Source organism: Paenibacillus jepli (assembly GCF_047238105.1).
Taxonomy (GTDB): Bacteria; Bacillota; Bacilli; order Paenibacillales; family Paenibacillaceae; genus Paenibacillus_D.
The window spans coordinates 707,124-719,352 of the sequence record NZ_JBDFMD010000001.1 but is presented as its reverse complement, the minus strand read 5'-3'; the positions used below and the strand labels follow the sequence as shown (position 1 = coordinate 719,352).

14 protein-coding genes and 1 other RNA gene are annotated in these 12,229 nt (G+C 55.0%); 8 read left to right on the top strand and 7 right to left on the bottom strand.

All coding sequences use genetic code 11. The annotated features are described in order from the left end of the window. Nucleotides 1-165: 165 nt before the first annotated feature. Complete coding sequence (locus ABC336_RS03455; protein WP_413242430.1) at nucleotides 166-1,197, top strand: tetraprenyl-beta-curcumene synthase family protein; 1,032 nt, start codon at nucleotides 166-168, stop codon at nucleotides 1,195-1,197. 34 nt (nucleotides 1,198-1,231) lie between these two features. Beyond that, complete coding sequence (pfkA, locus tag ABC336_RS03450; RefSeq protein WP_413237332.1) at nucleotides 1,232-2,200, top strand: 6-phosphofructokinase; 969 nt, start codon at nucleotides 1,232-1,234, stop codon at nucleotides 2,198-2,200. Between the two features lie 128 nt (nucleotides 2,201-2,328). On the opposite strand, the gene ABC336_RS03445 is transcribed toward pfkA, so the two are convergent. The 3 genes from ABC336_RS03445 to ABC336_RS03435 form a co-directional block, all read right to left on the bottom strand. After that, the gene (locus ABC336_RS03445; RefSeq protein WP_413237331.1) at nucleotides 2,329-3,501 is read right to left on the bottom strand and encodes a putative glycoside hydrolase; all 1,173 of its coding nucleotides are present in this window, start codon (nucleotides 3,499-3,501) and stop codon (nucleotides 2,329-2,331) included. 133 nt (nucleotides 3,502-3,634) lie between these two features. Further along, nucleotides 3,635-3,829 (bottom strand): hypothetical protein, encoded by a 195-nt coding sequence (locus ABC336_RS03440; RefSeq protein WP_413237330.1) that lies wholly within the window; start codon nucleotides 3,827-3,829, stop codon nucleotides 3,635-3,637. Between the two features lie 191 nt (nucleotides 3,830-4,020). Then, nucleotides 4,021-4,845 carry a YitT family protein gene (locus ABC336_RS03435; RefSeq protein ID WP_413237329.1) on the bottom strand — a complete coding sequence of 275 codons (825 nt, stop codon included), beginning with the start codon at nucleotides 4,843-4,845 and terminating at the stop codon, nucleotides 4,021-4,023. Nucleotides 4,846-5,029: 184 nt separating this feature from the next. On the opposite strand from ABC336_RS03435, the gene cshA reads away from it, so the two are divergent. After that, complete coding sequence (cshA, locus tag ABC336_RS03430) at nucleotides 5,030-6,619, top strand: degradosome RNA helicase CshA (protein WP_413237328.1); 1,590 nt, start codon at nucleotides 5,030-5,032, stop codon at nucleotides 6,617-6,619. Between the two features lie 90 nt (nucleotides 6,620-6,709). Here cshA and ABC336_RS03425 read toward each other — a convergent pair whose 3' ends face one another. Continuing rightward, nucleotides 6,710-6,817: a sporulation protein YjcZ gene (locus tag ABC336_RS03425; RefSeq protein WP_413237327.1), complete on the bottom strand. Its 108-nt coding sequence runs from the start codon at nucleotides 6,815-6,817 to the stop codon at nucleotides 6,710-6,712. A 196-nt stretch (nucleotides 6,818-7,013) separates the two neighbouring features. Here ABC336_RS03425 and ABC336_RS03420 point away from each other — a divergent pair, with 196 nt between their 5' ends. The 3 genes from ABC336_RS03420 (at nucleotide 7,014) to ABC336_RS03410 (ending at nucleotide 8,642) form a co-directional block, all read left to right on the top strand. Further along, on the top strand, nucleotides 7,014-7,817 hold the full coding sequence (locus tag ABC336_RS03420) for a YesL family protein (RefSeq protein WP_413237326.1): 804 nt from the start codon (nucleotides 7,014-7,016) through the stop codon (nucleotides 7,815-7,817). A gap of 50 nt (nucleotides 7,818-7,867) precedes the next feature. Beyond that, nucleotides 7,868-8,050: non-coding RNA, 6S RNA (gene ssrS / locus ABC336_RS03415), on the top strand. 199 nt (nucleotides 8,051-8,249) lie between these two features. Then, a complete protein-coding gene (locus ABC336_RS03410; protein ID WP_413237325.1) occupies nucleotides 8,250-8,642 on the top strand; it encodes a DUF1499 domain-containing protein in 393 nt (130 codons plus the stop codon). Between the two features lie 68 nt (nucleotides 8,643-8,710). On the opposite strand, the gene tpx is transcribed toward ABC336_RS03410, so the two are convergent. Then, nucleotides 8,711-9,229: a thiol peroxidase gene (tpx, locus tag ABC336_RS03405; RefSeq protein WP_413237324.1), complete on the bottom strand. Its 519-nt coding sequence runs from the start codon at nucleotides 9,227-9,229 to the stop codon at nucleotides 8,711-8,713. Between the two features lie 111 nt (nucleotides 9,230-9,340). Here tpx and ABC336_RS03400 point away from each other — a divergent pair, with 111 nt between their 5' ends. Further along, nucleotides 9,341-9,958 carry a rhomboid family intramembrane serine protease gene (locus ABC336_RS03400; protein ID WP_413237323.1) on the top strand — a complete coding sequence of 206 codons (618 nt, stop codon included), beginning with the start codon at nucleotides 9,341-9,343 and terminating at the stop codon, nucleotides 9,956-9,958. 12 nt (nucleotides 9,959-9,970) lie between these two features. Next, on the top strand, nucleotides 9,971-10,879 hold the full coding sequence (gene gltC / locus ABC336_RS03395) for a glutamate biosynthesis transcriptional regulator GltC (RefSeq protein WP_413237322.1): 909 nt from the start codon (nucleotides 9,971-9,973) through the stop codon (nucleotides 10,877-10,879). A gap of 90 nt (nucleotides 10,880-10,969) precedes the next feature. On the opposite strand, the gene ABC336_RS03390 is transcribed toward gltC, so the two are convergent. After that, complete coding sequence (locus ABC336_RS03390) at nucleotides 10,970-11,653, bottom strand: zinc metallopeptidase (RefSeq protein ID WP_413237321.1); 684 nt, start codon at nucleotides 11,651-11,653, stop codon at nucleotides 10,970-10,972. Between the two features lie 30 nt (nucleotides 11,654-11,683). Next, nucleotides 11,684-12,115 carry a MerR family transcriptional regulator gene (locus ABC336_RS03385; protein WP_413242429.1) on the bottom strand — a complete coding sequence of 144 codons (432 nt, stop codon included), beginning with the start codon at nucleotides 12,113-12,115 and terminating at the stop codon, nucleotides 11,684-11,686. Nucleotides 12,116-12,229: the final 114 nt, after the last annotated feature.

Genomic DNA, 12,229 nt, shown 5'->3' with positions numbered 1-12,229 from the left:
TGAACTTTCTTGAAATTTTGGTTAACCGGGTCATAAGTACTGGATAAATGACGATTGAAATGGTACATTTAAATTTGTAGGTTTACAGGATTAGGGGATCCAGGAGGACCGGAAGTGAGAGCTGAGCGTAAATGGCAAGCACTGCCCGCCACGCCGGCGGGTCTGATGTTCCGGATGTACAAGCATGTGCTCCCCGAGGTCGACAGAGAACTGTCGTATTGGGAGTCACGGGCAGGTGAGATTCCGGACGAGGAGCTGCGGACGCAGGCGCTGGGCAGCATCCGCACCAAGCGCTTCCACTGCCAGGGAGGCGCGGTGTATGCCGCCGCCGATCCCGCCAGCCGCCCGCAGCTCGTATCGCTGATCGTCGCATTGCAGACGATCAGCGACTATCTCGATAACCTGTGCGATCGCAGCAGTTCGCTGGATCCGGCTGATTTCCGGCTGTTGCACCAGGCGATGCATGATGCCGCAGCCCCGGGTAGAGGCCCTGTCGACTATTACGGGCTGAGGCAGACTGCCGGAGATGGCGGATACCTCGCGGAATTGGTCGTTACCTGCCAGCGCAGCTTGGCGGCGCTGCCTTCATACCGAGTCGTTCTGGAACCTCTTGAGCGGCTCATCACGCTGTACGCCGACCTGCAGGTGTACAAGCATATTGCGCCTGCACTGCGCGAGCAGCGGTTAAGGGCATGGTGGCAGGGGCATCAGGAAGCGTGTCCCCACCTGCATTGGTACGAATTCGCGGCAGCTGCAGGCTCGACGCTAGGCATGTTTGCCTTGTTTTTGGCAGCGGCGCAGCCGGCTCTGGAGCAGGAGGAAGCTGTCGCTGTCAGTCGCGGTTATTTCCCTCATGTCAGCGGGCTGCACATCCTGCTCGATTATTTGATCGATCAGGAAGAAGACCGCCGTGAGGGGGACCTGAACTTTTGCGCGTATTATGAGGATACCGCCACACTGACTGACGGGCTGGAGGAGATGGCGGCGCGGGCATTGGCGGACGTTCAAGCGCTGCCTGCGGCGCGATTTCACCGGATGGTGATCGAAGGTCTGCTGGCGCTCTATCTCTCGGACGCCAAAGTCCGTGAGCAGGAGGACGTCCGACACATTTCCAGAACGATCATGCGGCGCAGTCCGCTTGCCAGACTGTTTTTCTGGATGAATAGCCGATATATTCGCAGCAAGAGTAAAGAGTAGAAGGATTTTAAGCATTCTGAGGAGGAAAAGCAAGATGTCAAATGTAAAAAAGATTGCAGTATTGACCAGCGGCGGCGATTCGCAAGGAATGAATGCCGCTGTAAGAGCAGTGGTGCGGAGCGCTCTGTATCACGGTATTGAAGTGTACGGCGTACAGCGCGGTTACCAGGGCCTGATCAATGGGGATCTGCGTCAGATGGATCTGCGCAGCGTGGGCGACATCATCCAGCGGGGCGGTACGATTCTACAGACGGCAAGATGCAAGGAGTTTCTCACGCCTGAGGGTCAGCAGCGCGGGGCGGATGTGCTCAATGAAAGGGGCATCGACGGCCTGGTCGTCATCGGCGGCGACGGCTCTTACCAAGGCGCCCAAAAACTGAGTAAGCTCGGCATCAAGACGATGGGTCTGCCAGGCACCATCGACAATGACATCCCGTTTACGGATTTTACGATCGGTTTTGATACGGCTGTCAGTATCGTGGTCGATGCGATCAACAAGCTGCGCGACACGATGACCTCGCATGAGCGCTCCTCGATCGTCGAAGTGATGGGGCGTCATTGCGGTGATATCGCGCTGTATGCGGGACTCGCGAGCGGCGCCGAGACGATCCTTGTTCCCGAAGCGGCTTATGATCTGGATGTTGTCGCCAACCGGATGCACGAGAACTTCCAGCACGGCAAGCGTCACAGCATCATCCTGGTCGCCGAAGGCGCGGGCAAGGGCGAGGACGTCGCCCGCGAGATCACCGAGCGCAACGGCATCGAGCCGCGCGTGACCGTGCTGGGCCATATCCAGCGCGGCGGCACGCCGACGCATAATGACCGGATTCTGGCCAGCCAGCTGGGCGACTTCGCCGTTCGCAAGCTGATGGAGGGCGACTCCGGCAAAGGCTGCGGGATCATCCGCGGGGAATATGTCGTCACTGACATCGACAAGGTTGTCAGTACCAAGAAACCGTTCAATACCGAGCTGTACGAGCTCGCATCCCGCCTCTCGCAATAACCGGCAGCTGCCTGATCGGTCAGCCGCCAGGAAAGCGCCAAAAAACCTCTCTTCGCCCGTTATGAACCGCTGCAGGCTCATACGGACGGAGAGAGGTTTTTACATGTACAGCTCGCTTGGGCGGTGCGTTAATCGTAGATAACACCCGCTGTGTAACGGTTGCTTGCGTTCCAAAGCAGATATTCGTCGATCCCGGTGTCTTTGAGCGCCTGGATCTGTGCCTGGACTTCTTCTTTGCCGTAAGGGATATAATGCCCCTGGCCGAGCCAGCTCGCCGTGAAGTCCTGTATCCAAGGCCGGATTACGGGCTTGTAGTGACCGATCGGATCCAGCTTCTTGTGCGTATCCAGCATAGAGCCCTTGATCGTCTCATAGGGCGCCTTGTCAGGCGCTTGCTGACCGAACCAGCCGGTGCTGTAATGGCTGGGGTAAACCATGGGGGAGATGACATCGACATGCTTGGAGAGCTTGACGAAGTCCTGACCGATGCCTTCGGCTGCAGGGACCGAAGCCGCATAGCCGAATATATCGACGGAGACGCGGATGCCCATCGGCTCCAGCTGTTCCCGGGCATACTTTACGAAGTCGGCAACGATCTGCACACGTTCTTCCTCCGTTTTGTCGAACGTGAGCGAGTCGGCTCTGTTCTCGAAGCCCTCGGGAAACCGGACATAGTCAAATTGGATCTCCTGAAACCCCAATCGTGCCGCTTCTTTGGCCACGGCAATATTATAATCCCATACTTCCTTGCGGTACGGATTGACGAAGCTTTCCTTGCGACCGTTCTGCCAGACCTTCCCATCCTCCTGTACAAACGACAACTCCGGGTGCTTGGCTGCCAGCACACTGTCCTTGAAAACGACGATGCGGGCGATCGGATACACCTTGTGCTTCTCGAGCCGGTCCATCAGCGCTCCGATATCGGCGATATTTCGGCGTGTCTCGCCGAGCAGAAGAATCTCCTCGTTGTCCGATGGATAGGTTATGTACCCGTGGTCGTCCTTGATATCGATGACCATACTGTTAAGAGCGCTGTCATCGATCAGCTGCAGCAGCTGATCCATCCGCTGGCCACCCGCACTATGGGAAGTGACGTAGATGCCTTTGACGAGAGGGGCATCCGGCTGCGGGTCCGTTTTGACGAAGATATCGGGCTGCTGCGCATCCGGCTGCTCTTCTTCCCCGAATGCTGTCAGTCCGGGTATGGGAGCTAGCGAGTGCAGCAGCGGCTTCGTATGATCCCCGGGTGATCCGCCGAGCAGGCCGTAGAGGACTGCCAGCATTGAAAATATAAGTTCCATGCTTCTCCTCTCCCATTAAGCGTATTGATTCCAGTATAGTCCAGTTGACGAGAGGGAGACAGAGGTCCTTCGTAGGATAAATGAAAAAGCTATTCCCGGTTTCCGCAGTGCGGCATCGGGAATAGCCATATCCTCATTGCAATAACACATTCTTCTGAACTTCACAAATACTGTGCTGCACGATCTCGATCGCGTCTTCCGGTTCAAGCACCGCCAGTCCGTCTCGCAGCACGATATTCAGTTGCAATTCGTTTGCTGTCAGGAATGAGTACATCTCCGGTGCAAGCTTCTCGACAATCCGCGATAGTGTTACCGTTTCATGATCCATCCTGCATCACCCTTCCCGCGAAAATTCTAAGAATTATCTGAGAAATGAGGGACTACCAGTGGCGTGAAACAAAGCATCGAGGATTGGTTATAGTATAACAGGAATGCTTCAAAAAACCTAGTCTTGCTGCCGCAAATCCATATCCGTCCCATATTCCGGGCCTTTCTGGCTGTTTGAAGCCGCAGAGGCGGCTATTTGCGAAATTCACCCATGACGCCCGCCGTCTCCACGATATTGACAAAGGCTCCCGGATCGAGCTCGGAGATCAACCGGCGCAGCTCGGAGAGCTCGTAGCGGGTTGTTACCGTCATGAGCATGTCCCGCTCCGCATCGGAGTAAGCGCCTCGGGTTCGGATGATCGTCACCCCTCGGGGGCGCTGCAGCAGACGGCCTGTCAGCTCCTTGGTCCGATTCGTGACGATAAATACGGTTACTTTGAGATGGCTGATGTGGAGCCAATCGACCATCTTGCCGGCAGCAAACATCGAGAGCATCGAATAGAGGGCAGGCAGCCAGTCTCCCGAGAGCAGACCGAGCGCCAATACCACAATCCCGTTCAGGAGGAAGATGAGACTGCCCACCGGCACATCCCTCTTGCGGGTAATAATCGAAGCGATAATATCAAAGCCGCCGGAAGAACCGCCCATTCTTAGCGCGATGCCGCTGCCTGCGCCAACGAGGATCCCGCCAAAGAGGGCGCCGAGCAGCAGATCCGGAGCAATCGGCTGAACCGGGAGTATCTTAAGTAATACGGTCGCTGACACGACGGAGAACATGCTCCAGAAGATGAATGGTCTGCCCAGCCGCAGCCAGCCCCAGACCAGCACGGGGAGATTGAGGGCAAAATATAGCCAACCGATATCTCCGCCCGTGGCATAACCGATGATCATGGCGACGCCTGACAGTCCGCCGCTCAGCAGGCCAAGCGGGATAAGCAGCATGTTGAAACCGAAAGCGACGAGCAGCGAGCCGGCAAGCATTGAGAGGACGGTAGCAGTCTTGCCTGGAATATTCATCAGTCTTCTCCTCTCCGGCTTGTGCGGCGGGCTGGGAGTCTTTCTAGGATGGCGCTTTCATAACCGCACTTGCCTTCATATAGGATGTGTATATAGGTGCCGCTGGTATTCATCGACATAAGTATGCTATAATGAACAGGATAATTTTCAAGTAAGACGCAGATAAAAAGGAGTTTGAGTACGTTTGAAAACATTTGCTGAATTCGGCTTGGAGCCAAAGGTTCTGCAAGCCATCACAGAGTTGGGCTTTGAGGAGTCAACCCCAATACAAGACAAAGCGATCCCTGTAGCCATCACCGGCAAGGATCTGATCGGCCAGGCACAGACAGGCACAGGCAAGACTGCCGCCTTCGCCATTCCACTCATCAATAAGATCCCGGTTTCCGAGGACCGTATCGTAGCTCTGATCATGACCCCTACACGGGAGCTGGCGATTCAGGTTGCGGAAGAGATCGGCAAGCTGTCCCGGTTTAAAGGCATCCGCTCGCTGCCCATCTATGGCGGACAGGATATCGGCCGCCAGATCCGCGCGCTCAAGAAGCGTCCGCAGATCATCATCGGTACGCCAGGCAGACTGCTGGACCATATCAACCGGAGGACGATCAAGCTTGACGATGTCCAGACCGTTATCCTCGACGAAGCGGACGAAATGCTGGATATGGGCTTCATGGAAGACATCCAGTCGATCCTGAAGCTTGTACCTGAAGAGCGCCATACGATGCTGTTCTCGGCGACGATGCCGCCGAATATCCAACGTTTGGCCCAGCAGTTCCTTAAGGATCCTGAGCACGTCTCCGTTATTCCTAAGAACATTACGGCGCCGCTGATCGATCAGGCATACATCGAAGTGCACGAGCGCCAAAAATTCGAAGGTTTGAGCCGTCTGCTGGACATGGAATCCCCAGACCTGGCGATTATCTTCGGACGCACCAAACGGCGGGTAGACGAGCTGAGCGAAGCGCTGCAGAAGCGCGGATACTCGGCGGACGGCCTGCATGGCGATCTCTCGCAGAACCAGCGTGACAATGTCATGCGCAAGTTCCGCGACGGCAGCATCGATGTACTCGTTGCCACCGACGTAGCAGCGCGCGGTCTGGACGTATCCGGGGTTTCCCACGTCATCAACTTTGACCTTCCGCAGGACCCGGAGAGCTATGTTCACCGCATCGGCCGGACAGGCCGCGCCGGCAAAGAAGGTACAGCATGGTCATTTGTAACGCCACGCGAGATCGATCATCTGCACTTTATCGAGCGTGTCACCCGCCAGAAGATCTCCCGAAAAGCGCTGCCTTCGCTGGCTGAAGCGATCGAGGGCAAACAGCGGGTCACGGCTGAGCGGCTGCTGGAGATTATCCAGTCCGAGGACTTCAATGAATTCAAAGGCACAGCGATTCAGTTGCTGGAACGCTATGATTCGGTTCATCTGCTGGCAGCGGCGCTGAAGCTGCTGACCGGCGAGAAGAAAGACGTCAACATCGAGCTGACGCCTGAAGATCCGATCCGTGCCAAGAAACGTCGTCCGGATGTCCGTACCAACGGGCGCCGCTTCTCCGGTTTCAATGACCGGGGACGCAGCGGTTCTGGCTACCGCGGGGGACAAGGTGGTGGCAATCGCGGCAGCAGTGGCGGCAGCGGCCGTGGCGGATACGGCAGCAGCCGGAGCAGCAGCTACGGCAGCGGCCGCGGCGGTTACACCGGCAGCCGTGACGGTGAGAGTCGCGGTGGCGAAGGACGTCGTCCACGCAGCTCCTCCGACGATTATGTAAACAACTAATGACAATAACCGGGAGTTGATCCATGGCCTCGCATCTGAAGAGATGCATGGCCGTGGATCCCCGGTTTTCGTCATGCGGCGATTAGGCGTTTAGTAAAGAAACGTCCGGCTGATGATGACAAGCAGGATGAACAATACAAGGATTGTTCCTGTCGAAGTTGCGAAGCCACCGTATCCGCCATATCCTCTTTCGCTCATGCGGCAACCTCCTTTGGGTGTTGGTTAGGATTACACCTTATCTTATGGCCCTTAGGTGGCAGCCGTTTAGACGCTAGCCCACCGTATGACAAAATAGGCGCGTGACGGCTCGGCGGCTTGCCAGAACGACCTATGAGAACGTTTACGAATCTTGCCGGCCGCTTGTGATAGTCCGAACAGTTTAGGGGGAGTCAACATGGAAATGAGAGGCCTCATGGGAGGCTTTTACAAAATCTCCGAATGGATCATGCGGCTGTCCGTGACGAATGTGCTTTGGATTATCTGCTCCATTCCGTTTGTATTTTTGCTTGTAACAGGGTTGTTTTTGTCGTCGACGGAGGATGAGCTGTTCACTGCTCTGATCATGGCGGCCATCGTCGCGCCGTTTTTCTTTTTCCCGGCTACTGCAGCTCTCTTTGCGGTTGCGCGGAAATGGGTGATGGGCGAGGTGGATGTGCCTTTGTTCAAGACCTATTTCCGGGGCTACAAAGAAAATTATCTGCAAAGCATGCTCGGCGGACTTCTTTACACGCTGTTGTTCGTCATCATGTACGTCAATTACCGGTTTTATATGAATGAGCTGACTTCGTTTCAGCTTCTCTCATTCGTTTTCATCGGGTTGATGGTCTTGTTGTTCATATCGATGTTCAACTATTTCTCCATGATGGTTCATTATCACATGAAGACGTTTCAGCTCCTCAAAAATGCAATTCTGATTACGATTGGCCGTCCCTTCCGCTCGCTGTCCACGGTGATCATGAGCGGCGCCGTCGTATTTATCAGCTTTCAATTTACCTTTCTCATCCCGTTCTTCATGGGGAGCATCATTGCCACCGTTTCCTTCTACAACTTCTTTCTGATCTACCAGAAGCTGCAGATGCAGGCCGAGAAAGCGGCGGCTGAAGAAGAGGCGAAGCGGTCGCAGGAAGAAGAAGAGGATTTGGAGCTGGCGCGGATGGACGGAGCATCCGTCAAGGACGAGTCCGAGCAGGCCAAGTAACAGTCTGGCGTTCAGTTTACTTTCACGTTTAAAAAGACTATAATAGCTATTACATCCTGCGGTGTGCGTTACGGCTTCACCTTGTTTTGAACCAATGGCTGTACTACGGGAGACCTAGATCGAGTCGCGGCTGTCATGCCCCCGAAAAGGGACTTCAAATGCGTCTCTGCGGTCACCCACCTGCGAGAGCGGGTTCAGAAACAAGCTAGCCGGACGGCATCAGCGGGGATGTTATAACAGATGCTCCGGCGATGGGCGCCGGATTTGACCTTAATATAAGCTCGTATAAGTTCAGCTCTTATACGAGCTTATATTTCAGCGCAATGCAAATGGGACCTTGTGTCATAAGTTGCCCTTGTATATGAAACGAGAGTCCATCTTATAGAAGGTTTGAACTCACACATATACATAGACGTTGGAGGGGGAGATGTCGTGTTGAAACGGACACTGATTGGACTGCTCCGCAGTTTTGAACAGACGGGGGACAAAGCCAAGGATCCGTTATTGAAATCCCATTACTACAAGCTGTCCAAAGATAAGGTATGGGAGGATGTCGTATCGACTCTCAAGAAGATGCAGGGCTATAAAGTGCTTCACGAAGTACAGTCCGTAGGCGAGATCGTCGTCGAGAAGCGAACGGCAACCGGTAGAACGATGGATATTACGGTGTCGGTTATTAGCATCAATCCGGTTACGACGGCAGTGGATATCTACTCGGCATCGCGGGGCTCGCTGGGTGATCTCGGTTCCAACTATCGGGTCATTCTTGATATCTACCGTACGCTCGACAAGAAGATGGCTGCCTATAAGACGAACAGTCCATAGACAATAAAGCGAGGAAGGGGCTGCCTTCTCTCGCTTTATTTTCGCTTTGGGGCCGATATGGGACTGCGTTAGATGAGCGCGCGTACAGCTTGGAGCGCTTGATCATAGTTCGGATGCTCAGTCATCTCAGGCAGGATCTCGATGTAGCGGATGGTGTCGCTGGCATCGATGACGAAGATCGCGCGCATATCCAGCTTGAGCTCCTCGATCAGGACGCCGTAAGCGGAACCGAAGTTGTTGTCCTTATAATCGGACAGCATGGTCACCTTGTCTACGCCCGCTGCTCCGCACCAGCGGGATTGGGCGAACGGCAAGTCGGCGCTGACGGTCAGGATGACGACATTGTCTCCGAAAGCCGAAGCTTCCTCATTGAATCGGCGTGTCTGAGCATCGCATACCCCTGTATCGATAGAAGGGACGACACTGATCAGCTTGACTTTGCCGGCGTAGTCTTTGAGCGACACACTGTCGACCAGCGATTTGTTGAGCACGAAGTCCGGTGCCGGATCGCCGACTTTGAGTTCCGGGCCGAGCAGAGTGATCGGGTTGCCCTTGAGGGTGGCTACACCTTTGCGTTGTTGAGCCATGATTAAGAATTCCTCCTCTATCGTATGCAAGTATTGGATTACCCCATTCATTATAATCGTAAGCCAAGACCCTTGTCCAATCTGTATGGCATGTACAAAGGAGGCGTCCCGTTGATATTTTTGCGTTATGAGAGCTTTCGCTCGTATTTGAAGTTTTACCCCGTCACCTCTGTGCTGCTGGCGATCAATCTCGTCATGTTTGCAATTTTGGAGCTGACCGGAGGGTCAATGAACACGCTCAATCTGTTGCGTTGGGGGGCCTTTATCAAGGCTCCGTCTATAGATCCCTTCGGTTTGGCGGAGCCGTGGCGTTATTTAAGCGCGATGTTCCTGCACATCGGCTGGCAACATCTGCTATTTAATTGTTTTTCTCTGCTAGTGTTTGCGCCGCCGCTGGAACGTCTGCTCGGACATGTCCGTTACTTTGCGTTTTACATTCTTAGCGGGATTGCCGGCAGTTTCTTAAGCCTGGTGTTGTATGATGATTCCGTGCGATTTGGTGTATCAGCCGGCGCCTCCGGAGCCATCTACGGCGTGTTTGGTGCGTTCCTCCATATCGTCCTGCTGCAGCGCAACAAACTGGATGAGGCTTCGAGGAAGACGGTGATCACGATTCTGGTGATCGGGGTGTTGATGTCCATCTTTATCAGTCGGATTGACCTGATGGCGCATGTCGGCGGCGGCTTTGCCGGCTTCGCACTATACGGCCTGCTGCAGCGGCGGAGATAGAGAGGAACAGCTATGGAGTTGAGACAGCTGTACTACTTCGTCAAAGTGGCCAGGCTGGAGCATGTGACCAAAGCGGCGGAGGCGCTGCATGTAGCGCAATCGGCGGTGAGCCGGCAGATCAGGCAGCTGGAGGAGGAGCTGGGCTTGCAGCTATTCATCCAGAAGGGGAGGAATGTGCAGCTGACCCCGGTCGGACAGCTTTTCCTGAAGCGGCTCGAACACATTCTCGGCGATCTGGAGCGGGCGGTGGTCGAGGTCCATGAATTCATGGATCCCGAACGCGGCGAGATCCGGATCGGGTTCCCGCACAGTCTGGGGATCCAACTGGTGCCCGAGGTTGTGGCCGAATTCCGCAAGCGGTATCCCCATGTCAAGTTTCGCTTCAAGCAGGGGATGTATCCGTCCTTGATCAGCGAGCTTCTCAAGGGGGATATCGATCTGGCCTTTATCTCTCCATTTCCCGAGATGCATGAACAGGTGTGCGGTGCGGTTCTGCTCACGGAAGAGCTGTATGCCGTACTGCCGCCGGGCCACCGTTTCGCGGGAGAGGCCTCGATCCGGCTGGAGCAGCTGAGGGACGAGCCCTTTGTGCTGTTCAGCGAAGGCTACTCGTTGCGTCCGATCGTCTGGGAAGCCTGCCTGGCGGCTGGTTTTACGCCGCAGATCAGCTTCGAGGGCGAGGAGACCGAGACGATCCGCGGACTCGTCGCTGCCGGGATGGGGGTTAGTCTGCTGCCTGAGATGGCGTTGTACTCCTCCGACCGTCTGCAGCCTGCCAAAGTAGCGGTGCACGGTCCGCAGGTGACGCGTACGATCGGACTGATCCAGCGCTCGCATCAGAAGCTGCCGCTGGTCGCCAAGGCGTTCCAGACATTTTTGCTGCAATACTTTGCGGACAAGCCACGGGAACACGAGCGTTGATGTGCTCGATCTGCCAACCATTACCAAAAGCCCGCTTGCATCGTATAGACGCGCAAGCGGGCTTTTTATTGACGGCGACAGCCGTTCCCGTTATTCTCGGTTAGAGGCGAAGATCATTACAAACTTCAGCAGCTCCAGGAGCGAGATCAGAGCAGCGGCTACGTAAGTCAATGCAGCTGCGTTCAGCACCTTGGCGACGCCGCCTTCTTCCTCGGAGCGGATGAAGCCTTCGGAGATCATCAGATCGCGGGCGCGGCTGCTGGCGTTGAACTCGACCGGCAGTGTCACGAGCTGGAACAGCACAGCAGCTGAGAAGAATACGATACCGATACCGATAAGTCCGGTGGCCTGAAAAAGGATCCCTGCGATCAGCAGGAACGGCGCGATGCCGGATACCAGGTTGACGACCGGGAACATCTTGTGGCGCAGCACCAGCATCGGATAGCTGTTGGCGTGCTGGATCGCATGTCCGACCTCGTGGCAGGCTACCGAGATGGCAGAGATCGAGCCCTCATAATATACCGGCTCTGACAGTCTGACAACGCGGTTCATCGGGTCGTAATGATCCGTCAGACGGCCCTGGACCGGCTCGATCTGGACATCATGCAGACCGTTGTTATCCAGCATCCGCCGCGCAGCCTGGTAGCCGGTGAGGCCGCTGGAGGCGGACACTTGCGTCCATTTATTGAAGGTGCTTTTCACTCGGAACTGAGCCCACAATGAAATACCAAACGCAATAATAATGAGAAAATCCATCGGGTGAAAGAACAACATTTGGCACAAGCCTCCTTTTTGAGTTAAATCTTACATTAGAGGACCTTTGCCCAGCAGGAACATCAGAGCTTCCATGCAGGCTGCTGTCTGCGGCATCAGCTGCTTGACCATATGCCGGGCCTGCTGCGGCTTGAGCTGCTCGATAACGGGCTCCAGCTCCCTCACTTCGCGCTGCAGCTGCTCGAGATGGAGCTGCAGATCGGAGAGCTTCTGGGACACCTGTTCTTCGGGGGAGACCTTGCTCCACTGGTCCAGACTGGTCTTGATCTCTTCCAATGTATATTTTTCTTTTTTCATCTGTTCAATACGCTGCAGCCGGAGCAAAGTTTCATCGCTGTACAGCCGGTAATTTTTGGCCGAGCGCCTCTCCGGAACGAGCAAGCCGATCGAGGTGTAAAAATCGACGGTGCGGGAGCTGACATTGGCTTTTTTGGCCAGTTCTCCGATGCGGTACAATGCTATATCCCCATTGGGTTCACCTTCTTTCCTCGCATACTTACCTAATTAAAGCAATGAACTTTCTTCTTATAACTATATGATACCTAATCAAGAAGTATACAGTCAAACGTTATGCTT

What these genes read in the sequence shown, in the direction of transcription:
- ABC336_RS03455 (WP_413242430.1), top strand. Translation starts at nt 166, where the DNA reads ATGTTCCGGATGTACAAGCATGTGCTCCCCGAGGTCGACAGAGAACTG.
- pfkA (WP_413237332.1), top strand. Translation starts at nt 1,232, where the DNA reads ATGTCAAATGTAAAAAAGATTGCAGTATTGACCAGCGGCGGCGATTCG.
- ABC336_RS03445 (WP_413237331.1), bottom strand. Translation starts at nt 3,501, where the DNA reads ATGGAACTTATATTTTCAATGCTGGCAGTCCTCTACGGCCTGCTCGGC.
- ABC336_RS03440 (WP_413237330.1), bottom strand. Translation starts at nt 3,829, where the DNA reads ATGGATCATGAAACGGTAACACTATCGCGGATTGTCGAGAAGCTTGCA.
- ABC336_RS03435 (WP_413237329.1), bottom strand. Translation starts at nt 4,845, where the DNA reads ATGAATATTCCAGGCAAGACTGCTACCGTCCTCTCAATGCTTGCCGGC.
- ABC336_RS03425 (WP_413237327.1), bottom strand. Translation starts at nt 6,817, where the DNA reads ATGAGCGAAAGAGGATATGGCGGATACGGTGGCTTCGCAACTTCGACA.
- ABC336_RS03420 (WP_413237326.1), top strand. Translation starts at nt 7,014, where the DNA reads ATGGAAATGAGAGGCCTCATGGGAGGCTTTTACAAAATCTCCGAATGG.
- tpx (WP_413237324.1), bottom strand. Translation starts at nt 9,229, where the DNA reads ATGGCTCAACAACGCAAAGGTGTAGCCACCCTCAAGGGCAACCCGATC.
- gltC (WP_413237322.1), top strand. Translation starts at nt 9,971, where the DNA reads ATGGAGTTGAGACAGCTGTACTACTTCGTCAAAGTGGCCAGGCTGGAG.
- ABC336_RS03390 (WP_413237321.1), bottom strand. Translation starts at nt 11,653, where the DNA reads ATGTTGTTCTTTCACCCGATGGATTTTCTCATTATTATTGCGTTTGGT.